This window comes from Pseudomonas sp. NPDC086566 (assembly GCF_050280885.1).
Taxonomy (GTDB): domain Bacteria; phylum Pseudomonadota; class Gammaproteobacteria; order Pseudomonadales; family Pseudomonadaceae; genus Aquipseudomonas; species Aquipseudomonas vlassakiae.
The window spans coordinates 1-21,908 of sequence record NZ_JBNNWD010000001.1 but is presented as its reverse complement, the minus strand read 5'-3'; the positions used below and the strand labels follow the sequence as shown (position 1 = coordinate 21,908).

The window sequence follows — 21,908 nt, the reverse complement described above, 5'->3', positions numbered from 1 at the left end:
AGCCTGTTACTCAGCGGCGGCAGGAGCCTGTGCTGGCTTAACGGCATCTTCGTACGAGACCGACTTGTCGGTCACAGTCGCTTTCTGCAGAACAGTATCTACAACTTGTTCTTCCAGCACAACCGAACGGACTTCGTTCAGTTGCTGGTCGTTCTTGTAGTACCAGGAAATGACTTGCTCAGGCTCCTGGTAAGCCGAGGCCATTTCTTCGATCATTTCGCGAACCTTGCCTTCGTCCGGCTTCAGCTCGAACTGCTTGACCACTTCAGCGACGATCAGGCCCAGCACCACGCGGCGCTTGGCTTGCTCTTCGAACAGCTCGGCCGGCAGTTGCTCAGGCTTGATGTTGCCACCGAACTGCTGAACAGCCTGCACGCGCAGACGGTTGACTTCATTTTCCAGCAGGGCCTTCGGCACTTCGATCGGGTTGGCGGCCAGCAGACCGTCCATGACCTGGTTCTTGACCTTGGTCTTGATCGCCTGACGCAGTTCACGTTCCATGTTCTTGCGAACTTCGCTGCGGAAGCCTTCCAGGGTCGATTCTTTGATGCCGAACTGGGCGAAGAACTCTTCGTTCAGCTCTGGCAGCACAGGGGCCGATACGCTGTTGACGGTGATGGTGAACTCGGCGGCCTTGCCAGCCAGGTCCAGGTTCTGATAGTCCTCAGGGAAGGTCACGTTGACAACACGCTCTTCACCCGCTTTGGCGCCAACCAGGCCATCTTCGAAGCCAGGGATCATGCGGCCGGAACCCAGTACCAGCTGAGTGCCTTTGGCGGAACCGCCAGCGAACGCTTCACCGTCGACCTTGCCGACGAAATCGATGTTGACCTGGTCGTCGTTCTGCGCAGCGCGCTCGACAGCCTCGAAACGGGTGTTCTGCTTGCGCAGGACTTCCAGCATGTTGTCCAGGTCGGCGTCAGCCACCTCGGCGCTCAGGCGCTCGACGTTGATCGACTCGAAGCCGGCAACGGTGAACTCCGGGAACACTTCGAAGACGGCAACGAATTCCAGGTCTTTGCCCTTCTCGAAGGACTTCGGCTCGACGGCCGGAGCGCCAGCAGGGTTCAGCTTCTGCTCGACGATGGCTTCGTAGAAGGAAGCCTGGACCAGGTCACCGAAGGCCTCTTGACGGGCATCGGCTTCGAAACGCTGACGGATCACGCTCATCGGCACTTTGCCTGGGCGGAAGCCCGCGACCTTGGCGCGCTTGGCAGTCTGTTGCAGACGCTTGTTGACTTCGTTCTCGACGCGCTCGGCCGGAACGGCGATGGTCATGCGGCGCTCGAGAGCGGAAGTGTTTTCAACAGAAACTTGCATGGATATTCCTCGTTGCACAGACGTTAGCCGGCGATAGCCCGACTCCAGAATCAAGGGCCAACATTCTAGTGAGTCACGCACCAGAAGTCACCCCACCCGGGACGACGGGAAACCACGCCGGTCGATTAACTTGCATGGCCCGCACAGTGAAGTGCCGAGCCTCTTATATAGAGGGCCGCATACCACCCAATGGGTCGCACACAACCGAAATACCTTGTCAAACAACCGCCAGCTTGAAAGCGACCTGCTTATTCAGGATCGATCTCGTTGAACTGGCAGTACTCCTCCCACTCCATGCCCAACGCCTCGGCCACTTCGCGATGGGTCTCCAGGCGCATGGCCTGCAGTTGCTCAGGACTTTCGGCAATCAGCTGCAACGCCAGCTCCCAGGGCTGAAGCCCCTGCTCATCGGCAGCATCCTCGAATGCCCACTCGATCTGCTGAGCCTGCTCACGCGCATCCAGCTCGCGGATTTCCTCGAGCAATTGCGGATTGGCTTCAGCGAAGCGCTGCAGCGCCAGGGCCTGGCGGGCTTCTTTTGCAATCATCAGGGGTATTCCTCTGCCGGCCAAAACGGGCCGGTGTTTCAACCGGCTGAAATCTAACAGCTTTTATTGGGGTGCCACCAGAGGATTGCAAGGGGGAGATTGAGTTATGGCTGCGAAGTTCCTGGCTTAACCCTTGCAGTGCCTGTCAGGCCGAGCGCCGCGCGGGCGGCGCTCGGCCTGACAGGCGCCAAATCCCACAAGGCATAACCCCAGAAACAACAAAGGCGCCTGATCTCACGATCAAGGCGCCTTCGAAAAATATGGGGTGGACGATGGGAATCGAACCCACGACAACCGGAATCACAATCCGGCGCTCTACCAACTGAGCTACGCCCACCATATTGCGGTGTTGCGATACAACCTTACAGAAGCATGGTGCGGACGAAGAGACTCGAACTCTTACAGCTTGCGCCGCTGGAACCTAAATCCAGTGTGTCTACCAATTTCACCACGTCCGCGTAACGCTTAAAAACAAAGGCGCCAGATCATTCAATCAACGGCGCCTTCGTCGAATATGGGGTGGACGATGGGAATCGAACCCACGACAACCGGAATCACAATCCGGCGCTCTACCAACTGAGCTACGCCCACCATATTGCACTACAGCTTTACTTGCTTGCCCAAGCTGCCTAAATGGCGCACCCGGCAGGACTCGAACCTGCGACCATCCGCTTAGAAGGCGGATGCTCTATCCAGCTGAGCTACGGGCGCTTAAGCGTGAAGCCTAACCGAACAAGCCGTTAACAGATAACTGCCAAACCACTCATTCTGCCCGACCTCGCCAACCAGTGCTAGGCTGTGCCCGACAAGTGCGGCGAATCTTATAGGCGAGCTTATGCATCGTCAACACCTTTCTCGGAAAAATTTAAATTATTTAAGGGGTTAGGGGATTTGCCCGACCACCCGCCTTTGCCCTTGGGCGGACTCGTGCGAGAATGCGCCCTCTTTATTGTTCCTTTCTCGATGGTTAATCACGCGTCTATGACTGCACACCTAATCGATGGCAAGGCGATCGCCGCCAACCTGCGCAAGCAGATCGCTCAACGTGTCGAGGAGCGTCGCCAGCAAGGCCTGCGCACGCCGGGCCTGGCAGTGATCCTGGTCGGCACCGACCCCGCCTCCCAAGTCTACGTCTCGCACAAGCGCAAGGACTGCGAAGAGGTCGGCTTCATTTCCCAGGCATTCGACCTGCCCAGCGAAACCACGCAAGAAGCGCTGACCGAGCTGATCGACCGCCTCAACGACGACCCGGCCGTCGACGGTATCCTGCTGCAGCTGCCGCTGCCGGCCCACCTGGACGCCTCGCTGCTGCTCGAGCGCATCCGCCCCGACAAAGACGTCGACGGCTTCCACCCTTACAACATCGGCCGCCTGGCCCAGCGTATCCCGCTGCTGCGCCCGTGCACGCCAAAAGGCATCATGACCCTGCTGGAAAGCACCGGGCAGGACCTGTACGGCATGAACGCGGTCATCGTCGGTGCTTCCAACATCGTTGGCCGCCCGATGGCCATGGAGCTGCTGCTGGGTGGTTGCACCGTGACCGTCTGCCACCGCTTCACCAAGGACCTGGCCGGCCACGTCGGGCGTGCCGACCTGGTGGTCGTGGCCGCAGGCAAGCCAGGCCTGGTCAAGGGGGAATGGATCAAGGAAGGCGCGATCGTCATCGACGTCGGCATCAACCGCCAGGAAGATGGCAAGCTGGTCGGCGACGTGGTCTACGAGACCGCCCTGCCCCGCGCCGGCTGGATCACGCCGGTGCCGGGTGGTGTCGGGCCGATGACCCGCGCCTGCCTGCTGGAAAACACGCTGTATGCGGCGGAAGAGCTGCACAAGTAATACCGCGTGACATGAAAACGGCACCTCTGAAGAGGTGCCGTTTTCATTTGACTTGCGCGCCGCCGCCCCCCCTTCGCAAGGGTAACGCGCGCAGGCCTGCCGACAGGCACGCGTTCATGCCGCTTCATCTACTGGGTCTTATCCTCCCCGCACTGCAGGCGCATACCATTGAGGGCCGTGTCATCCCCATTGAGAGGATCCTCGACACGGGTCTTGAAGCCGTTCGCAGCCTGACCAGGCGGGCAAGAGTAGATCGGGCTCCATGTCCCCCATTGAGCCGAGGGCTCCAGCTTCAGTACCTTGCCGTTCTTGCAGATCAGACGGACATTACCGGCTGCAGTATCATCAGCATTACCACCACTAAGTGGCGCTTCGATGCGAATCTGGAATCCAGTCACAGGCCCGTCACTGACCCCGCAATAGACAGGGCCTTTAACCTCGCTACCCCAAGGCCCTTCTTTACTTCTGATGGGCGTCGAACTATCCCTGGAGCAATACATCTCGACGGCATTCAAGGCCGTGTCATCTCCAGTACCTCTACTGGGCTCACTTTTCAGTTTGAACCCCCAGACGGATTTTCCTGCGGGACAGGTGCCAGTCGACCCCCAGGTCCCCCAATACCCGTCTGCAGCCGCGGTCGGGATTTCGGGTACAAGATTCTGGCCGGCAAAGGCATTAAGGGTTACGCGAGCCGAAGATATCTTGCCATTGAGTTGCTGCGATCCGCCCGAACGCACGACCTGCACCTTGCGGTCCGGGCTGGTCCAACTGTATTCAAAGTTGGGGATCGTGATAGGCGTATCAACATCCTGCAGCACCGATATCGTGGAACAACCCTGGTCACACTTGACTGCATGCCAGTTGCCATAGAGCTGGATGACCGTACCTTTCTTCGCCTTGAGCAAGCGCCCCGAGATCGCTTCGTCGTTATCACACTTTTGATCACCAGGGAAATTGAAATGGTAACTGCGGTCCAGCTTGATGGTACAGAGATTGTTCTGACCACCATTGGACGCTTCATATAAGACAAGTGCTGCATCCGGGTTACTGGGCGAAACCTTGTTTTCCACCTTGATCCGACTCACCCAACCATCCAGGCCGTTATTTTTTACCCAGACAATCCGATAATCATCATTTTCCTCAAACAACTGCTCGAAGGAATTGATGTTGATAACCTTGGTGCGACCAATATCTCGCTTGATATCAATAATCGTGTAGTCATCCTGCAAGTCACCACTGGGGCTATCATAGAATGTGAGACGAGTTCCTTTTTTTACCCCTGACAGTGAAATGGATCGCATCTCATCATTTTCACATCCGAGCCGGGCCTCATCACTTGATTGCAGATTAATCGTGCGATCAAATGCGGTTGAAAAGGTACAAACAATTGACTGACTCTGATTATTACCCTCATAGGCAATAAGGCGCCCATTGTTTTGCGCCTCGACATACTCCAGAGCATCGCCCTGCTCGACAAAGTCGAGCGCAATATAATTGGGATCCCGCCCGGCTGCCGGTTTGCATTGCTTATTAACCCTGTCTGCCAGACCTACCCTGCCGCCCATTTCATTGTCATCAGCACTGTGGGTGCTTAAGGTCGAATCATGATAGTGATTCATCACGAAAAGCAGCGACCAACCCCTGATGTCGACATTTTGGGACTTTGTCATACTCAATGGCTGGTAATCATAACGACTCTTGCAACTTAGGTCGTGATCAAAAATCGTTTTACCTAGGGACCAAGTGTTTTCGACGGTGACAGAGGAGTCCTTGAACATGTACACATTATCTGCATACACGCCGGCGTTCTTTTCCTCTTGCGTGATGAGAATGAGCCTCTGATTGCTGCTAATCATCTCTTGTAAGGACGGCCACTCAGATCGACCAGACCAACGTGCCTTGGGATTGAAAACGTATTTTTTCATGGCCGGAACCCTATTGAACGCTTTCTGCATAGCCTCCCGCGTTGCGTAATCTTCAAAGAAAACGGTTATGACGGCCTCCGGGTTCGCGTCAAGGAACGACGTTATGGTACTCAGCACATCGCTCAAATCTGACCTACAGTCATTGGCGGGATGGCATAACTTAACCGGATCGTTATAGGTATCCAGCATGAGCCCTCTGACGCCTCGCGCCAACTGCTGTGCAATTGAAAGATCCTGACTCGGGGCACCGGTCCAGGTACGGGTAACAAAGGCGTTGTGCGAAGTCAGCCATTGGTATTGACTGAACGGGCGTGACTTATCCACTACCGTACCTGGCTGTGCACCATTGATACCGGACTGGACCTCATTGCTACTGGGCGGCGTCGCCATGGCACAGCTCGAACACAGCATTACCAGCACCATCCACCCTGGCGCCAGATATCGGGTAGCGCTTGCCTTCATAATGAGCTTCTGCAAGCGGTGCCGGACCCATTCGCACCGACCGATTACAAGTCTATATATATTCATCGCGTTCACCCTAGAGCTCCTTTTGATCTGTTCTTGTCTACCTGACCACCCTGAAGCGCCGCAGAGAACAAAGGCACAGCAAGAAAGAATCGCGACGTGAAGACGGACGTATTCAGCGAACGTGGGCATTTCCCGATTCGGACAACCACCGCTTGAGCATCGGGCACTTTCAATCTGCCAAGTCCACAGACTCAGCACAACTAGCAAAAATATCAGGTACTTTACAAAAACAGATGCCGCAAACGCCGCATCAAACAAAGCCGTGAGCGCCATACATGCACACAATGATGTTGCGCTTGCACCCATCACTCAGTCTCGGTCCTGCAACTCCCTTGGACAAAGGAGTTGCCGTACTTGTGGGTACTGGCTTGCCGGCGACAACGCCGGTACAGGCCCCCACAGCCGATTCGGCTGCCGCTGCCTCGAAATCAGCCAGAGTCGCTGTCACCATGCCCCAGGACAGCCAGCTTTCCCGCCCTGCTCGCCGCACAATGAATCCAGCCCCCACTCTGGAAGCGTCGCCGCAAGGAGACCCGTCATGACCCGCTATATCGATGTCCAAGACCTCGCCCGCCTGGTCAACCGCAAAGGCCTGGCCACTTGCCTGGTAGAGATGGCCGAATACATTCGCCAGGACTACCTGCGCTGGCAGGCCTTCGAGAAGTGCGCCCGGGTGGCCAACCATTCGCCCGACGGGGTCATCGAGCTGATGCCGGTGTCCGATGCCAACCTGTACGCCTTCAAGTACGTCAACGGCCACCCGAAGAACACGCACCAGGGCCTGCCCACGGTGATGGCTTTCGGCACCCTGGCCGATGTCGCCACCGGTACCCCCTTGCTGCTCAGCGAGATGACCCTGACCACGGCGATCCGTACTGCCGCCACCTCGGCACTGGCAGCTCGCTACCTGGCGCGGGAGGACAGCCGCTGCATGGCCCTGATCGGCAACGGCTCGCAAAGCGAGTTCCAGGCCATCGCCTTCAATACCCTGCTGGGCATCGACGAGATCCGCCTGTATGACATCGACCCGGCGGCCTCGGCCAAGCTGGTCGCCAACCTGGCCTGCCGCCCCGGCCTGAAGCTGAGCATCGCCCACTCCGTCGCCGAAGCGGTACGTGGCGCCGATATCGTCACCACGGTCACGGCAGACAAGGCCTATGCGACCATCCTTACCCCGAAGATGATCGAGCCGGGCATGCACCTGAACGCCGTGGGCGGCGACTGCCCTGGCAAGACCGAGTTGCACCGTGACATCGTCGAACAGGCACGAGTGATCGTCGAATACGAACCGCAGAGCCGTGTTGAAGGCGAGATTCAGCAGATGCCCGAGGATTCGCCTGTGGTCGAGTTCTGGCAGGTGCTCGCCGGGCGCGCTCAAGGTCGCGAACATGGCGAACAGGTCACGCTCTTTGACTCGGTCGGATTTGCCCTGGAAGACTACTCGGCCCTGCGTTATGTGCTGGACACTGCGCGCATGCTGGGTATTGGCCAGGACATCGCGCTGGTCCCGCAACTGGACAACGCGAAGGACCTCTACTCACTGTTGCAACCGCGCGTGGTTGGCGCACGCCCGACGCACAAGTCCGACACTGCCTGCGCCTGATCCCCCCTGAGGCTGCTGCGCCGCCCTATGTCGCCAAAGCGCCGCGCAGCGGGCCCGGTTTACGCCTACCCTGTTCGTGCCCTCTTCCGAAAGAAGCCCTGCGCATGGACACCAAGGACGCCAATGCCCAACCACTGGACCGCATCGACGAAGCCATCATCGATGTGCTGCGACACGACGGCCGCATCACCTTCGAAAAGCTCTCGAACCTGGTCCACCTCACCCCGCGACCGTGCCTGGAGCGGGTGCGCAAACTGGAGCGACGCGGCGTGATCCGCGGCTATGGCGCCATCATCGACCTGCAGAAGCTCGCCCCTGGCCTGTCGCTGCTGGTGCTGGTAGCGCTGTCCAACCAGAGCGGGCGCGCCGCGCAAAAAGCCTTCGAAGCCACCATGCTGGCCTGCCCGCAGGTTTATGAATGCCAACTGATCAGCGGTCATTTCGACTACAGCCTGCGCCTGCGCTGCCGCGACATGGAGCACTATCGGGTGCTCAGCGAAAGCTGGATGAACGACGATGCACTGCACATCGACAAGCTGGTGGCGCACCCGGAGCTGGCGGCCGTCAAGTACATGGCCCCGCCACTGCCCCTGTAACCGGCCGCAATGGCTGGCAAGCAGATTGCAATCATCCCCCTCGCGCTGGCCAGCGCCCTGTTTCAGCCTCCTCGAAGCGGCTGCTGTAACCCCCGATGCACCGAACTAGAGCCCGGCCAGCGCAAATGCCCCACAACTGGTCAGACCGGTAAGGCCAAAATCGCTTGCAAACTCGGATTTTTCGCGCTTTTATGACCCCGCGCTGAACATACCGGTAAGACCACAATAATTAAGTCCTGCGCTCTTTCGCCCCGTGCGGCACCGAAGCAAGGACACCGATCTGAGATCCCTCCCATGCTCAAATGGTGCTCGCGTTCGATCTTCCTGCAAGTAGTGCTCGGCCTTGCTCTCGGCATTGCCTGCGGCCTCAGCTTCCCCGACCTTTCCCTGCAGCTCAAACCCCTCGGCGACGGCTTCATCAAGCTGATCAAGATGCTCATCGGCCTGATCGTGTTCTGCGTGGTGGTCAGCGGCATTTCCGGCGCCGGTGACCTGAAGAAGGTCGGCCGCATCGGCCTGAAATCGGTGATCTACTTCGAAGTGCTGACCACCATCGCCCTGGTCATTGGCCTGGTGTTCGCCTTCACCAGCGGCATCGGTAGCGGCGCCAACATCCACCTCGACCAGCTGTCCAGCGCCGACGCCAGCAGCCTGGCCGAGCGCGGCCAGCACATCCATGGCGCCACGGCGTTCTTCATGGACCTGATCCCGACTTCGGTGGTGGGTGCCTTCGCCGACAACAACATCCTCCAGGTATTGCTGTTCTCGGTGCTGTTCGGCAGTGCCCTGAACCTGGTGGGCGACTCGGCCGCCGGCATCTCGCGGCTGATCAACGAACTGAGCCACGTCATCTTCCGCATCATGGGCATGATCGTGCGCCTGGCGCCGATCGGCGTGTTCGGCGCCATCGCCTTCACCACCAGCAAGTACGGCCTGGAATCACTGCAGCACCTGGGCGGCCTGGTGGCATTGTTCTACCTGACCTGCGCCGGCTTCGTGCTGATTGTGCTGGGTACGGTGATGCGCGTGTCGGGCCTTAAGCTGTTGCCGTTCATCAAGTACCTGCGTGAAGAGCTGACCATCGTCCTCGGCACCGCTTCGTCCGACGCCGTGCTGCCGCAGATCATGCGCAAGCTGGAACACCTGGGCATCGGCAGTTCCACCGTCGGCCTGGTCATCCCCACCGGCTACTCGTTCAACCTCGACGGTTTTTCCATCTACCTGACCCTGGCCATCGTGTTCATTGCCAACGCCACCGGTACACCGCTGGAGATGACCGACCTGCTGACCATTTTGCTGGTGTCGCTGGTGACCTCCAAGGGCGCTCACGGCATCCCAGGCTCGGCGCTGGTAATCCTCGCCGCCACCCTGACCGCCGTGCCGGCGATCCCGGTGGTGGGCCTGGTGCTGGTACTGGCGGTGGACTGGTTCATGGGTATTGGCCGGGCGCTGACCAACCTGATCGGCAACTGCGTGGCCACCGTCGCCATTGCCCGCTGGGAAAAGGACATCGACCTGGAACGTGCGCATAACGTGCTCGATGGCAAACCCGGCTTCGCCCCTGCGCCACGCAAGCCAGCCAACCCCCATCAACAGGAATTCTGAGCGAACGTGGCCGGCGCTGTTGCCGGCCCTTCCAGGAGCGAACCGTGATCAGCTCATCGACCGTCGTCAACTCAGTGGTGGAAAAACTGCGCCAGGCCCTGGCCCGTGGCCAGTGGCGCTCCGGCGACATGCTGCCCGGCCAGCGCGAACTGGCCGAGCAACTGGGCATCAGCCGCCCCAGCCTGCGCGAAGCGGTGACTGTGCTGGAGACCCTGGGCCTGGTGCGGGCACTGCCAGGCAAGGGCGTGCTGGTGCTGGATGCCGAGGCAGCGCCCCACGACCCGACCAGCGAAAGCGCCGCAGCGGCGAGCCTTGCCGATGTGCTGGAGCTGCGCTACACCCTCGAACCGTTCATCGTCGGGCTGGTCGCGCAATCGGCCAACAGCCAGGACATCGGCCAACTGCGCCTGACCCTGATGGACATGCGCGAAGCCCTGGAAGCCGATGACAGCGAGGCCGGGGCCAAGGCTTACATCGCGTTCCATGAGGCGCTGTTCGCCCTGACCACCAACCCGATCTTCCAGAGCGTGGTGCAGCAGACCGGCAACGCCCTCAAGCAGAGCGCCAGCATGCTGCGCAATTCGCCCGAGCACCTGGCCGCGCGGCTCAAGGAAAACGAAGCCGTGGTACGCGCCATCCGCGAACGCAACAGTGCCCAGGCCAGCGCCCAGATGCGCCAGCACATACTCGCCGAAGGCCTGCGCATGGGCATTCAACTCAATATCCCGGACGACCAGCCCGGCCAATGACCCTTGGAGAGCGACCATGACCGCCTGCGCCCACGCCGCCCCCCGCCTGCCTGCCCTGCTCGCCGCTGGCGAAACTCGCCTGTCGGCCGAGCAGATCTACCCGCGCCTGTTCGACGCGATCCTCGAACAGCGCCTGCCGCCTGGCAGCCTGTTGCCCGAACAGGCCCTGGGGAATGCCTTTGGCGTCAGCCGCACGGTTATCCGCCGGGTGCTCGGGCGCCTGTCGGACCAGCAAGTGGTGGTGCAGCGCCCCAGCCACACTGCCCACTTGGCAGCGCCAGACCCGGAGCAGGCGCGCCAGGTGCTCAGTGCCCGGCGCCTGGCCGAAACCACCCTGATCAGCCTGGCCGCGCAACGCGCACGGCCAGGGCAGGTTCGCCAGCTGCGCCAACTGGTCGAGCGCGAGCGCCAGCACCACGAAAGCGGTGAGCGCTGCGCCGCCATCCGCCTGGGTGGCGAGTTTCACCTCAAGCTCGCCCAGGTGGCGGACAATGCGCCGCTGGCGCGCTTCCTCAACGGCCTGGTACCCATGACTTCGCTGATCATCGCCCGCTATGAATCGCCTTGCTGCGACCACTGCGCCTGGGAGGAACATGCCGCGATCATCGATGCCGTGGAAGCCGGTGATGCGCAGGCGGCGCTGGCGTTGATGCATGATCATCTCGACCGTCTGGAAGACAAGCTCGACCTCGGCTGACCACGGCCGATAGGCTGCACGGCAGCCCCCTGAGCAGCGCCCTATACTCGGATGACCACCCCGCCTCTACCCCGGGAGGCAGCCGAGTGAGCCGACGATTGCTGGTACTGCTGTGCCTCTTGCTGGCTATCGCCGGCTGCGCAGGCAAACACCCGCCGGCCCCGCCCCCGCCAGCGGTACTCGACCCCGCCAGCTGGCAGCGCATCGACCAGGAGCTGATCGAGGCCTCGGTCGGCGCGGCCGGCTCGGCCAATGACTATGCACGACGCTCGATGCGGGTATGGAAGGAACAGGTTCAGCAACGTACCGAAAACGACTTCATCCCTTGGTTCACCGGTTACTGGACCCAGCAATGGCTGACCATGAAGGTGGCCTGGTACAAGCTCGACAGCGGCGAAGGCAGCGAGCCTGCAGAGAAGCGCCTGGCGTTGTACCTGCAGGAGCAGTACCACGAGCGGGTGATCGAACCCGTGGCCGAACAAATCAACCCAGAGGGCATCCGCGATCGTGCCTGCGAGCTGTACTTGCAACTGTTCGGCCAGCAACTGCCAGCGATCATCCAGCGCTACCATGCGCCGCCCGAGCAGTTCAGTCAGCGCCTGAACCGCATTCCGGCGATCAACCTGGGGCCGCCACCCGCGCGCAATGCCTCGCTCTATCAATTGCTGCGGGCCAAGCCGCTCGAGCAGCAACCGGCCTGGCTGGCGTTGCGCGAGCACTTGCACAAGCAGGCCGCCAAAGGCCCGGGGAAAACCGATGTGAGCTTGTCCTCCGTGGCGACCAATGCCAGTGAGAAGCTCGGCGCCACCCTGGCCCCTCGCGGCATCGCCAGTGCCGTCGCCAGTGCCGTGGGCAAGGTGGCCGGCGCGATGATCTCGATCGCGGCGACCGGCTACGGCATCATGTCCCACACCCGTGACCAGCCGCAGATGGTCGAGCAACTGCGGGTCATCCTCAATGTCGCGCTCAACCAGGAATGGCAGGAGCTGATGGAGAACCGCCAGAGCGGCGCCCTGGCGGGGGTGTACTACCTGTCGGGGCAGGTCGAGGACAGCCTGCTGGCCACCATGCCACAGCCGTCGATGCAGCAGCAGTCGGAACAGCGACAAGCGCCGGCACCACAGGAACCCTTGCTGATACGCCTGCCTTAGTCTCCTGCGCCGGCCTCAGGCGGCGGCCATGGCCGAAGTCGGCAAACCAAAGATCCGGTCGAACGCCCAGTTGTAGGCGAAGGTGTAGCAAGGGATCAGAATGATGAACGCCAGGTCCACCAGCAACGCCTCCACCAGGCTCATGTCCAGCCACCAGGCAATCAGCGGAATCAGGTACACCACCAAGGTCAGCTGAAAACCGATGGCATGCGCCACCCGCCGCGCCACGCTGCGCCCACGGGTGGCCTGGCGGCTCTCCCAGTACTCGAACAGGCTGTTGTAGATCAGGTTCCAGAGCATGGCGATGGTGGTGATCATCACCGCCAGCGGCCCGGTGTGCGAAGCCTGGGTGTCCGACAGGTAGGCCAGCCCCAGCGTCGACATGCACAGGCCGATGAGTTCATAGGCGGTCACGTAGACCAGTTTGCGTTTGACGCCCTGCACGGGTTACCTCATGTGTCGAATTGCGAGAGCGCAAGGATGATTCACCTGGCTTGACAGGAAAAGTCAGCAGCCTTCAGATTGACTGACAGGAGGCTGCCATGAACTTTTCCAGCGACAACATCCAGCTGTTTCTCGCCGTGCTCGACCGCGGATCGTTTTCCGCCGCTGCCCGCGCCCTGCACCGGGTGCCCTCGGCGGTGAGCATGGCCATTGGCAACCTCGAAGCCGAACTGGGCTACACCCTGTTCGAGCGCGGCTCACGCGAGGTCCGCGCCACCGCCCAGGCGTTGGCACTCGAGCCCCATGCACGGCTGATCGCCGAGCAACTGGGCTTGCTGCAGGTGCACGCGCTGGAACTGTCCCAGGGCCTGGAAAGCAGCCTCACCCTCGCCGTGGTACCGGATATCGACCACCGTCCGTTGCTGGCCGCCGTGGCCAGCCTCGGCGCCCGCTACCCGTTGCTCGATATCCAGTTGCTCAGCGCTCCCCAGGAAGAAGCCCTGCAGTTGCTCGACAGCGGGCGCGTCGACCTGTGCCTGGCCTTTGCCGGCCTGCAGGTCGATGCCCGGCGCAGTTTCCAGCACATCGGCATGGAAACGCTGGTGGCCACCTTGTCGCCCACCCACCCGGCCCTGATCGAAGGCCGTATCCACAACCTCGAAGACCTGGTCAATGTGCGCCAGATCCTGGTCCGCAGCCGCGACCTGCCACTGCTTGACCCACGCCCGTTGATCGGCGCCACGCACTGGTCCACCGACAGTTTCGACCTGGCCCTGCAGATGGTCGAAGCCGGCCTTGGCTGGGGCGACCTGCCACTGGCCCGGGTCGCGCCGCTGGTCGCGGCCGGGCGCCTGGTGCGCCTGCAATTTGGCAATACCCGCAACGAACTGCAGCTGCCGATACATGTTTTCTGGCGCAAGCAGCACCCATTGCGCCAGGGCGCTCGCCTGCTGATCGAGCTGCTGACCGTTGGCTAGCCCACCGTCCGTCGTCGGCGTGCCAGGCAAATAGCTAATTGTTTCAACCTTTTACCAAGCGCGCCGATAACACGTAGGACAGGACTCGCCTTTTCGCCACAAGCACGCGGCGCCCTTCCCATCCTTGGCTCAAGGTCTCGAAACATGAACCTGAAATTTCGCCACAAGATCCTTCTCAGCGCCTGCGGTGTCGTGGTGCTGGCCTTTGCACTGTTCACGCTCTACAACGATTACCTGCAACGCAACACCCTTCGCCAGAACATCGAATCGTCCGTGCAACAGTCTGGCGCGCTGACCGCCAGCAGCGTGCAGAACTGGATGAGCGGGCGTATCCTGGTGCTGGAAAACCTGGCGCAGGACATCGCCGAACAAGGGGCAGGAGCGACCCTCGGCGGGCTGATCGAGCAGCCTTCCTATACGCGAAATTTCCTTTTCACCTATCTGGGCCAGGCCAACGGCGCATTCACCCAGCGCCCTGACACACAGATGCCGGCCGGCTACGACCCCCGCCAGCGGCCGTGGTACAGCAGCGCGGCCAGCGCCGGCCAGACCGTACTCACCGCCCCCTACCAGGGCGCAGTCGGTGGCCTCATGGTAACCATCGCGGTACCGGTAAAAAGCAAGCGTAACGGCGAACTGATCGGGGTGGTCGGCGGTGACCTGACCCTCGACACCCTGGTCGAGATCATCAACTCGGTCGACTTCGGTGGCATCGGCCACGCCTTCCTCGCCGACAGCAGTGGCCAGGTGATCGTCAGCCCGGACAAAGACCAGCTGATGAAGAACCTCAAGGACATCTACCCCGGCAGCGGCCTGCGGGTGGCCGCTGGCATGCAGGACGTCACCCTCAACGGTGAGGAACGGCTGATCTCGTTCGCCCCGGTGGCCGGCCTGCCATCGGCGCAGTGGTACATCGGCCTGTCGATCGACAAGGACAAAGCCTACGCAGCGCTCAGCCAGTTCCGAACGTCAGCGATCATCGCCATGCTCATCGCCGTGGTCGCCATCGCCGTGCTGCTGGGCCTGCTGATCCCGGTACTGATGCGCCCGCTGACCACCATGGGCCGCGCCATGCGGGACATCGCCGAAGGTGAAGGCGACCTGACCCGGCGTCTCGAGGTCCAGCACAAGGACGAATTCGGTGAACTGGCCAGCTCGTTCAACCGCTTCGTCGAGCGTATCCACACCTCGATCAGCGAGGTCTCTTCGGCCACCCGCCTGGTGCACGACCTGTCGGAGAAAGTCGTCGACGCCTCCAACGCCTCGATCATCGGCTCAGAAGAACAGAGCATGCGCACCAACAGCGTGGCCGCGGCCATCAACCAGCTGGGCGCCGCCACCCAGGAAATCGCCCGCAATGCGGCCGACGCCTCGCAACACGCCAGCGGTGCCAGCGAGCAGGCCCACGGCGGCCGTGAAGTGGTCGAGCAGGCGATCAGCGCCATGACTGCGCTTTCCCAGCGCATCAGTGAATCGTGCCAGCAGATCGAAACCCTCAATGCCAGCACCGATGAGATCGGCAAGATTCTCGACGTGATCAAGGGCATTTCCCAGCAGACCAACCTGCTGGCGCTCAACGCCGCCATCGAAGCCGCCCGCGCTGGTGAGGCCGGCCGCGGCTTTGCCGTGGTCGCCGACGAGGTACGCAACCTGGCACACCGCACCCAGGAATCGGCCGAGGAAATCCACCGCATGATCACCAGCCTGCAGGTGGGCTCGCGTGAGGCGGTGCACACCATGAATACCAGCCAGGTATCGAGCGAACAGACCGTGCAGGTGGCCAACCAGGCCGGTGAACGCCTGGCCAGCGTCACCGAGCGCATCGGTGAAATCGACGGCATGAACCAATCGGTGGCCACCGCTACCGAGGAGCAGACTGCGGTGGTCGAGAGCCTGAACCTGGACATCACGCAGATCAACGCGCTGAACCAGCAAGGGGTGCAAAACCTCAACCAGACCCTGCAGCATTGCGATGCGCTCGCTCAGCAGGCCGGGCGCCTGAAGCAGCTGGTGGGCAGCTTCCGCATCTGATGCCCTTACCCCTGTGGGAGCGGGCGGGCGCGCGAACACCGGCGAAGCCGGTTCCATCCGACGGGTCGCCTGCTTCGCGGCGGTTCGGCGCCCCGACAGGCCCGCTCCCACAAAGATGCGCGCAGTGATAAAAACACGTGGTTATAACCTAATAACGAACAAGTCTATTTGGCTATAAAAACTCCCTATATGCTGGCACCCATCCGATAACGGGCAAAGCTGGGCAGTCGAGTAGCGTATGGATGTAGGTTCTTTCGGTTTCACCATTGCCGGACTGGTTGTGGGTTTCATCGTCGGCATGACCGGCGTCGGCGGTGGTTCACTGATGACCCCGATCCTGCTGTGGTTCGGCATCAACCCGGCGACTGCCGTGGGCACCGACCTGCTGTATGCGGCGATCACCAAGGGCAGTGGCGTCTGGGTGCATGCCCGGCAAAAGAACATCGACTGGAAGATCACCGGCCTGCTCAGCCTCGGTAGCGTACCGGCGGCAGCGCTGACCCTGTGGTTCCTCAGCACCCTGCACACCGACACCACGGCGCTGAACGCCATCATCAAGCAGGGCCTGGCGGTGGTCCTGATCCTCACCGCCCTGGCAATCCTGTTCAAGTCGCGCCTGCAAGCGTTCGCCAGCCGTCACGCGGGTGACCACTATCACCTCAGCGACCGCAGCCTGAACGTTCTCACTGTGCTGACCGGCGTACTGCTGGGCGTCATGGTGACCCTGACCTCGATCGGTGCCGGCGCCCTGGGTACCGTGGCGCTGTTCCTGCTCTACCCGTTCCTGGCCACCCGTCGCCTGGTTGGCACCGAAATCGCCCATGCCGTCCCCCTGACCTTGGTTGCCGGTATCGGCCACGCCGGCATGGGCAACATGGACTGGTCGCTGCTGGGTTACCTGCTGCTGGGCTCGCTACCAGGCATCTACCTTGGCAGCCACCTCACCGGGCGCATCTCTGATCGCGTGCTGCGTCCTTGCCTGGCGACGATGTTGCTGCTGATCGGCTACAAGCTGGTGTTCTGACCTGGCAACCGGCGCTTGCTCAATCCAGACGCAAGCGCCATTGCCCGGTAAAGCTCAACTCGACCCTCGCCAACGGCAGCACATCGATCCGCTGCGCAGCAGCCAGCGGGCATTCCAGCACCGCTACCAGTGCAGCGCGGATCACCCAGGGGTGAGTCACCGCCAGCCACTCACCCGGCCTGTCGAAGGCCATCAACCATGCCTTTACACGCTCGCATACCTGCGCAAACGACTCTCCGCCATGGGGCGCGCTGAGCGGGTCGTCGAGCCACAGCGCCAATGCCTGAGGGTGCTCGGCCTGCAACTGTTTGAGAGGCAGACCCTGCCAGTGGCCAAGGGCGCAATCGGCCAATGCCGGTTCGCTCTGCACCTGCGATGAGAGGCACAGCGCCGTTTCCTGCGTGCGCCGCTCAGGCGCAGCCAGCAGCTGCATGCCGGGGGTAGTCGTCAAGGACTCGAGGGCCAAAGGCAAAATGCCGTCGTCGGGCAGCGCCAGGCGCCCGCTTTTCTGGGCCGGGGTCAGGGCGTGGCAGATCAAGGACAGGCGTACGGCTTTCACCAAGGCGTTCTTCGCTAAAAGTCAGGCCGACTGGTTTAACATGCCCGCCACTTTTTTACCGCAACAAAGTCACGCCAGGGCGGAACGTCGAGTTAGCATCGCCACTCCTACCTAGGCGAAATGCCACCAGAGCCAGATCGATGCCCACCACTACACCCAGCCCTTTGCTGCTCGCCCTGCGCGAAGGTACCCGTGACTGCCACAAGACGCTGGAGGCGCGCCTGCCATTCTTCAGCCCCTGCTTCGATATCACTGACTATCGGCGCCTGCTGCAGGCCTATTACGGTTTTCATGCCCCCCTGGAACAGCACCTGAGCGAGTATCAGGGCCCGGAACGCCACAAGGCCGCAACCTTGACCCGCGACTTGCTGGCGCTGGGCCTGAGTGAAGCCGATATCGGCGCCCTGCCGCTGTGCCAGGCATTGCCGACCATCCACGACGAGGCCAGCGCGCTGGGCGTGATGTACGTGCTGGAGGGCTCGACTCTGGGTGGCCAGGTGCTCAAGCGGGCAATGGCCGAGCGCCTGGGCATCGGCCACGACAGCGGTGCAGCCTTTCTCGACGTGTACGGCGAACGGACCGGCAGCTACTGGCGAAGCTTTCTGGAGCGGCTTGACCGGGCACCGGCTGCAGAACAGGCCATCACGGTCCAGGCCGCCATCGATACCTTTACCCGCTTCGAAGCGTGGCTCGGCGACTGCGATGTCTTGAATTAGAGCCTGCCATTGGCGCTATTCGGCGTTTTGCCACCGTTAATTTGCAGCGTCGGTTCTCGTTCCTTGCTGTATCCAATGACAACAAGGAAGTCGCTACATGACCGATATGACACGTCGCTCGTTGGTGGGCCTGGGGATGGCCCTGCCGTTGCTCGGCCAACTGGGCTGGGCTGGCGAAGCCCCCGCTGCGCCGGGCACCAATCAAGACCCGGTACGCATCAACTACAACGAAAGCCCGTGGGGCCCGAGCCCCGCTGCCCGCCAGGCCATGCGTGATGGCATCGAGCAATGCGGGCGTTACCCGTACAAGGCGCAGTACCGCCTGATCGACACCTTCGCTGCCGAGCATGGCCTGGCCTCGTCACAAGTCCAGGTGTTCTGTGGTTCGAAGCTGGCCCTGCAGCACGCCGTGATGGCCTTCACCGGCCCGCGCAGCCTGGTGCTCGCCGAACCTTCCTACGAAGCGGCCGCCGAGGCCGCTAAAGGCCATGGCAGCGCCGTGCACGCAGTGGCCCTGGATGCGCGCCATGCCCATGATATCGACGCCATGCTGGCGGCCGACAGCGCCCCCGGGCTGATCTACCTGTGCAACCCCAACAACCCCACCGGCACGCTCACCCCGCGGCGCGATATCGAACGCCTGCTCAAGCACACCCCGGCCGAGAGCGTGGTGTTGGTGGACGAGGCCTACATCCATTTCAGCGATGCCCAGAGCTGCATCAGCCTGGTCAAGGAGCACCCGCAGCTGCTGGTATTGCAGACCTTCTCCAAGCTCTACGGCATGGCCGGGGCGCGCCTGGGTCTGGCCATCGGCCAGGCGCCCTTGCTGAAGCGCCTGGAGGTGTATGACGGCGACAACGTGGCCGCTGCATCGACCTTGCTGGCCGGGTTGGCGAGCCTCAACGACCCGCAGCTGGTGCCCCAGCGCAAGGCCGAGAACGCCCGCCTGCGCGACCACACCATTGCCTGGCTGGGCGAGCGCGGCTGGCGCTGCACGGCGTCGCAGACCAACTGCTTCATGATCGACATGCGCGGGCCGGCACAGCCGGTGGTGGATCGGTTGGCCAAGCACGGCGTGCTGGTGGGCCGGGTGTGGCCGAGCTGGCCGAACTGGGTGCGGGTCAGTGTCGGCGACGAGCAGGACATGCTGCACTTTCGGCACGCCTTTGCCAGGGTAACCACCGGCTGAAAGGTAGATGCAATGGAGTGCCCGACGGGCCTATACTTCATTTGACGAAAAAAACCAGTCAATTGACGGAGGCGTGATGAGCATTTCAATCGCCCAACGGCGCCACGAAAAAGCCAAGGAAGATGTGCGCAGTTCTGGCATCGACGAATTCTGGGCATTCAGCGCCAGCCGCTATGCCCTCAGGGAATCGGAGCGACTGGTGCAGATCAAGCGCGGCTTTTCTGCCCACCTCTTCCGTGCCGTGCGCTACACCTTCAACCTCGAAGAACCCAGTCTGGCATTGCTGCTCAATGCCTCGATCTCCACGCTGGAGCGGCGTGTTCGGGAGCACGAGGTGCTCGATACCGTCGCCTCCGAACGCCTGGACCGCATCGCCTCGGTGTCCCATCAGGCCGAGGAGGTTTTCGAGAGCCGCGACGCTGCAGCACAGTGGCTATCGAAGCCGAACAAAGCCCTGGGTGATGTCGCTCCGATCCTGCTCTGCGAAACCGAAATCGGAGCCAAGCAGGTGCGCCGGGTACTGCAGGCCCTGGAATGGGGTGGGGTTGCCTGATGCGGGGGTGGCGAATCGCAAAGGCAAAACGCGCCACTGACTTGAGTGGCAAGGGCGCGGCCATCGAAGGCGGGCGCTGGAACGATCAGGACGTGCCCGCCGTGTACATGGGCATGACGCCGGCAATCTGTTGCCTGGAAACCTTTGTCCATGCGGCGGGCGAACCCACCGTCCCCTTGAAGATCACCTGCTTCGAGCTCCCTGCAGATACCTCGCTGTACCTCCAGGTCGATGCAACGGGCCTCCCCGAGGGCTGGGCCAGCCTGCCTGCCGACCGCCCAAGCATGGCATTCGGCACAGCCTGGTTGAAGTCGAACAGCCACCTTGGGCTGATCATCCCGTCTGCCATCCTGCCGTTGGAGCGCAATATCGTGATCAACCCCAGCCACCCAGCGGTGAGTCAGATCCAGGTCGTTGAAATGTACGATTTCATGTACGACCCGCGGATGTTCCAGGTCGGCTCACCCAATCATTGAATCCCCTACTCATGCTCCCAGCCGCACTGATCTTCCTGTTCACCCTGACCCTCGTCATCTGGCAGCCCAAGGGCCTCGGCGTCGGCTGGAGCGCCAGCCTCGGCGCCGTGCTGGCGCTGCTGTTCGGGGTAGTCTCGCTGCACGACATCCCCATCGTGTGGGCGATCATCTGGAATGCCACCGCCACCTTCATTGCCCTGATCGTCATCAGCTTGCTGCTGGACGAAGCGGGGTTCTTCGAGTGGGCTGCACTCCACGTGGCGCGCTGGGCGCGTGGTGACGGGCGTCGGCTGTTCGCCTTCATGGTGCTGCTGGGGGCTGCGGTGTCAGCATTGTTCGCCAATGACGGGGCTGCGCTGATCCTCACCCCGATCGTCATGTCGATGCTGCTGGCCCTGCGTTTTTCCCCCGCAGCGACCCTCGCCTTCGTCATGGGCGCCGGTTTCATTGCCGATACCGCCAGCCTGCCGTTGGTCGTATCTAACCTGGTGAACATTGTTTCAGCGGACTACTTCGGCCTCGGTTTCAATGCCTACGCTTCGGTGATGGTGCCGGTGAACCTGGTGGCGGTAGCGGCCACGCTGGTGGTGCTTTGGTTGTATTTTCGCCGCGACATACCGGCCCGATACACTGCCGAAGACCTCAAGCTACCAGCCCTGGCCATCCGCGATCGCGCTACCTTTCGCGTCGGCTGGGTAGTACTTGTAGGCCTGCTGGCCGGGTTGTTCGTGCTGGAGCCGCTCGGCATTCCGGTCAGCGCCGTGTCCGCTGCCGGGGCGCTGGTGCTGTTCGCGGTAGCCGCGCGCGGCCACGTCATCATGACCCGCCGCGTGCTGCGCGAGGCGCCGTGGCACATCGTGGTGTTCTCGCTGGGCATGTACCTGGTGGTCTACGGGTTGCGCAATGCCGGCCTGACCGACTCGCTGACCCACGTGCTCAATGGCCTGGCCGGGCATGGCCTGTGGGCGGCGTCACTGGGAACCGGGCTGATTGCCGCGCTGCTGTCCTCGGTGATGAACAACCTGCCCAGCGTGCTGATCGGCGCACTGTCGATCCACGCCAGCGAGGCGCACGGCGTGGTCCGCGAGGCGATGATCTACGCCAACGTGATCGGCTGCGACCTGGGGCCGAAGATTACCCCGATCGGCAGCCTGGCGACCTTGCTCTGGCTGCATGTGCTGGCGCGCAAGGGGGTGACGATTGGCTGGGGGTACTACTTCAAGGTCGGCGTGTTGCTGACGGTGCCGGTGCTGCTGGTGACCTTGGCGGCGCTGGCAGTGCGGTTGAGCATTTGATATCGCCGGGGGGGGGGGTGGAGCCCCCCGCGCGAAAGGACCAAAACAACCACATTGCAACCCCGCGATAAAAAAACCCCCAACTT

General features: G+C 61.9%; 20 protein-coding genes, 4 tRNA genes and 1 pseudogene. 16 read left to right on the top strand and 9 right to left on the bottom strand.

What is annotated here, in order from left to right; all coding sequences use genetic code 11:
• Positions 1 to 6 precede the first annotated feature (6 nt).
• From tig to ACQKPS_RS00100, 6 genes are all read right to left on the bottom strand, one after another.
• A complete protein-coding gene (tig, locus tag ACQKPS_RS00125; protein ID WP_254480680.1) occupies positions 7 to 1,320 on the bottom strand; it encodes a trigger factor in 1,314 nt (437 codons plus the stop codon).
• A gap of 248 nt (positions 1,321 to 1,568) precedes the next feature.
• Positions 1,569 to 1,868 carry a DUF6388 family protein gene (locus ACQKPS_RS00120; RefSeq protein WP_060507988.1) on the bottom strand — a complete coding sequence of 100 codons (300 nt, stop codon included), beginning with the start codon at positions 1,866 to 1,868 and terminating at the stop codon, positions 1,569 to 1,571.
• 261 nt (positions 1,869 to 2,129) lie between these two features.
• Positions 2,130 to 2,205, bottom strand: a tRNA-His gene (locus ACQKPS_RS00115).
• Between the two features lie 36 nt (positions 2,206 to 2,241).
• A tRNA-Leu gene (locus ACQKPS_RS00110) sits at positions 2,242 to 2,326 on the bottom strand.
• Positions 2,327 to 2,383: 57 nt separating this feature from the next.
• A tRNA-His gene (locus ACQKPS_RS00105) sits at positions 2,384 to 2,459 on the bottom strand.
• 43 nt (positions 2,460 to 2,502) lie between these two features.
• Positions 2,503 to 2,579, bottom strand: a tRNA-Arg gene (locus tag ACQKPS_RS00100).
• 270 nt (positions 2,580 to 2,849) lie between these two features.
• On the opposite strand from ACQKPS_RS00100, the gene folD reads away from it, so the two are divergent.
• Positions 2,850 to 3,704, top strand: a complete 855-nt coding sequence (folD, locus tag ACQKPS_RS00095; RefSeq protein WP_427602046.1) for a bifunctional methylenetetrahydrofolate dehydrogenase/methenyltetrahydrofolate cyclohydrolase FolD — start codon at positions 2,850 to 2,852, stop codon at positions 3,702 to 3,704.
• A 128-nt stretch (positions 3,705 to 3,832) separates the two neighbouring features.
• On the opposite strand, the gene ACQKPS_RS00090 is transcribed toward folD, so the two are convergent.
• Complete coding sequence (locus ACQKPS_RS00090) at positions 3,833 to 5,953, bottom strand: phosphatidylinositol-specific phospholipase C domain-containing protein (RefSeq protein ID WP_427602044.1); 2,121 nt, start codon at positions 5,951 to 5,953, stop codon at positions 3,833 to 3,835.
• A 742-nt stretch (positions 5,954 to 6,695) separates the two neighbouring features.
• Here ACQKPS_RS00090 and ACQKPS_RS00085 point away from each other — a divergent pair.
• The 6 genes from ACQKPS_RS00085 (at position 6,696) to ACQKPS_RS00060 (ending at position 12,558) form a co-directional block, all read left to right on the top strand.
• Positions 6,696 to 7,760, top strand: a complete 1,065-nt coding sequence (locus tag ACQKPS_RS00085; protein ID WP_427602042.1) for an ornithine cyclodeaminase — start codon at positions 6,696 to 6,698, stop codon at positions 7,758 to 7,760.
• Between the two features lie 104 nt (positions 7,761 to 7,864).
• Complete coding sequence (locus ACQKPS_RS00080; protein WP_427602040.1) at positions 7,865 to 8,356, top strand: Lrp/AsnC family transcriptional regulator; 492 nt, start codon at positions 7,865 to 7,867, stop codon at positions 8,354 to 8,356.
• Between the two features lie 294 nt (positions 8,357 to 8,650).
• Complete coding sequence (locus ACQKPS_RS00075; RefSeq protein WP_283724003.1) at positions 8,651 to 9,961, top strand: C4-dicarboxylate transporter DctA; 1,311 nt, start codon at positions 8,651 to 8,653, stop codon at positions 9,959 to 9,961.
• A 44-nt stretch (positions 9,962 to 10,005) separates the two neighbouring features.
• Positions 10,006 to 10,710, top strand: a complete 705-nt coding sequence (locus ACQKPS_RS00070) for a FadR/GntR family transcriptional regulator (RefSeq protein WP_254480686.1) — start codon at positions 10,006 to 10,008, stop codon at positions 10,708 to 10,710.
• Between the two features lie 16 nt (positions 10,711 to 10,726).
• A complete protein-coding gene (locus tag ACQKPS_RS00065; RefSeq protein ID WP_427602037.1) occupies positions 10,727 to 11,407 on the top strand; it encodes a GntR family transcriptional regulator in 681 nt (226 codons plus the stop codon).
• Positions 11,408 to 11,493: 86 nt separating this feature from the next.
• A complete protein-coding gene (locus ACQKPS_RS00060; protein ID WP_427602035.1) occupies positions 11,494 to 12,558 on the top strand; it encodes a hypothetical protein in 1,065 nt (354 codons plus the stop codon).
• 15 nt (positions 12,559 to 12,573) lie between these two features.
• On the opposite strand, the gene ACQKPS_RS00055 is transcribed toward ACQKPS_RS00060, so the two are convergent.
• Entirely contained in the window at positions 12,574 to 13,002 is a 429-nt protein-coding gene (locus tag ACQKPS_RS00055) for a PACE efflux transporter (RefSeq protein ID WP_176507431.1), read from the bottom strand.
• A 98-nt stretch (positions 13,003 to 13,100) separates the two neighbouring features.
• On the opposite strand from ACQKPS_RS00055, the gene ACQKPS_RS00050 reads away from it, so the two are divergent.
• The 4 genes and pseudogenes from ACQKPS_RS00050 (at position 13,101) to ACQKPS_RS00035 (ending at position 17,034) form a co-directional block, all read left to right on the top strand.
• The gene (locus ACQKPS_RS00050; RefSeq protein WP_427602033.1) at positions 13,101 to 13,979 is read left to right on the top strand and encodes a LysR family transcriptional regulator; all 879 of its coding nucleotides are present in this window, start codon (positions 13,101 to 13,103) and stop codon (positions 13,977 to 13,979) included.
• 144 nt (positions 13,980 to 14,123) lie between these two features.
• Positions 14,124 to 15,152, top strand: a pseudogene (gene mcpA / locus ACQKPS_RS00045) (methyl-accepting chemotaxis protein McpA); the annotation flags it as partial.
• A 117-nt stretch (positions 15,153 to 15,269) separates the two neighbouring features.
• Complete coding sequence (locus ACQKPS_RS00040; RefSeq protein WP_371263233.1) at positions 15,270 to 16,010, top strand: methyl-accepting chemotaxis protein; 741 nt, start codon at positions 15,270 to 15,272, stop codon at positions 16,008 to 16,010.
• 238 nt (positions 16,011 to 16,248) lie between these two features.
• Entirely contained in the window at positions 16,249 to 17,034 is a 786-nt protein-coding gene (locus tag ACQKPS_RS00035) for a sulfite exporter TauE/SafE family protein (protein ID WP_176506190.1), read from the top strand.
• A 19-nt stretch (positions 17,035 to 17,053) separates the two neighbouring features.
• Here ACQKPS_RS00035 and ACQKPS_RS00030 read toward each other — a convergent pair whose 3' ends face one another.
• A complete protein-coding gene (locus ACQKPS_RS00030) occupies positions 17,054 to 17,593 on the bottom strand; it encodes a histidine phosphatase family protein (protein WP_254480691.1) in 540 nt (179 codons plus the stop codon).
• Between the two features lie 140 nt (positions 17,594 to 17,733).
• Here ACQKPS_RS00030 and ACQKPS_RS00025 point away from each other — a divergent pair, with 140 nt between their 5' ends.
• The 5 genes from ACQKPS_RS00025 to ACQKPS_RS00005 all read left to right on the top strand — a co-directional run bounded on the left by ACQKPS_RS00025 (position 17,734) and on the right by ACQKPS_RS00005 (position 21,822).
• Entirely contained in the window at positions 17,734 to 18,309 is a 576-nt protein-coding gene (locus ACQKPS_RS00025; RefSeq protein WP_427602030.1) for a biliverdin-producing heme oxygenase, read from the top strand.
• A gap of 97 nt (positions 18,310 to 18,406) precedes the next feature.
• Positions 18,407 to 19,498 carry a pyridoxal phosphate-dependent aminotransferase gene (locus tag ACQKPS_RS00020; RefSeq protein WP_427602028.1) on the top strand — a complete coding sequence of 364 codons (1,092 nt, stop codon included), beginning with the start codon at positions 18,407 to 18,409 and terminating at the stop codon, positions 19,496 to 19,498.
• Positions 19,499 to 19,574: 76 nt separating this feature from the next.
• A complete protein-coding gene (gene parS, locus ACQKPS_RS00015; protein ID WP_254480694.1) occupies positions 19,575 to 20,051 on the top strand; it encodes a type II RES/Xre toxin-antitoxin system antitoxin in 477 nt (158 codons plus the stop codon).
• Positions 20,033 to 20,527, top strand: a complete 495-nt coding sequence (locus tag ACQKPS_RS00010) for an RES family NAD+ phosphorylase (protein ID WP_427602026.1) — start codon at positions 20,033 to 20,035, stop codon at positions 20,525 to 20,527. Before parS ends, ACQKPS_RS00010 begins: the two co-directional genes overlap by 19 nt.
• A gap of 11 nt (positions 20,528 to 20,538) precedes the next feature.
• On the top strand, positions 20,539 to 21,822 hold the full coding sequence (locus ACQKPS_RS00005) for an arsenic transporter (protein ID WP_254480696.1): 1,284 nt from the start codon (positions 20,539 to 20,541) through the stop codon (positions 21,820 to 21,822).
• Positions 21,823 to 21,908 lie beyond the last annotated feature (86 nt).

Excerpts from the sequence above, each read along its gene's own strand:
- tig (WP_254480680.1), bottom strand. The coding sequence starts at position 1,320 with ATGCAAGTTTCTGTTGAAAACACTTCCGCTCTCGAGCGCCGCATGACC.
- ACQKPS_RS00120 (WP_060507988.1), bottom strand. The coding sequence starts at position 1,868 with ATGATTGCAAAAGAAGCCCGCCAGGCCCTGGCGCTGCAGCGCTTCGCT.
- folD (WP_427602046.1), top strand. The coding sequence starts at position 2,850 with ATGACTGCACACCTAATCGATGGCAAGGCGATCGCCGCCAACCTGCGC.
- ACQKPS_RS00085 (WP_427602042.1), top strand. The coding sequence starts at position 6,696 with ATGACCCGCTATATCGATGTCCAAGACCTCGCCCGCCTGGTCAACCGC.
- ACQKPS_RS00080 (WP_427602040.1), top strand. The coding sequence starts at position 7,865 with ATGGACACCAAGGACGCCAATGCCCAACCACTGGACCGCATCGACGAA.
- ACQKPS_RS00075 (WP_283724003.1), top strand. The coding sequence starts at position 8,651 with ATGCTCAAATGGTGCTCGCGTTCGATCTTCCTGCAAGTAGTGCTCGGC.
- ACQKPS_RS00065 (WP_427602037.1), top strand. The coding sequence starts at position 10,727 with ATGACCGCCTGCGCCCACGCCGCCCCCCGCCTGCCTGCCCTGCTCGCC.
- ACQKPS_RS00050 (WP_427602033.1), top strand. The coding sequence starts at position 13,101 with ATGAACTTTTCCAGCGACAACATCCAGCTGTTTCTCGCCGTGCTCGAC.
- ACQKPS_RS00040 (WP_371263233.1), top strand. The coding sequence starts at position 15,270 with ATGCGCACCAACAGCGTGGCCGCGGCCATCAACCAGCTGGGCGCCGCC.
- ACQKPS_RS00035 (WP_176506190.1), top strand. The coding sequence starts at position 16,249 with ATGGATGTAGGTTCTTTCGGTTTCACCATTGCCGGACTGGTTGTGGGT.
- ACQKPS_RS00025 (WP_427602030.1), top strand. The coding sequence starts at position 17,734 with ATGCCCACCACTACACCCAGCCCTTTGCTGCTCGCCCTGCGCGAAGGT.
- ACQKPS_RS00020 (WP_427602028.1), top strand. The coding sequence starts at position 18,407 with ATGACCGATATGACACGTCGCTCGTTGGTGGGCCTGGGGATGGCCCTG.
- parS (WP_254480694.1), top strand. The coding sequence starts at position 19,575 with ATGAGCATTTCAATCGCCCAACGGCGCCACGAAAAAGCCAAGGAAGAT.
- ACQKPS_RS00010 (WP_427602026.1), top strand. The coding sequence starts at position 20,033 with ATGGGGTGGGGTTGCCTGATGCGGGGGTGGCGAATCGCAAAGGCAAAA.
- ACQKPS_RS00005 (WP_254480696.1), top strand. The coding sequence starts at position 20,539 with ATGCTCCCAGCCGCACTGATCTTCCTGTTCACCCTGACCCTCGTCATC.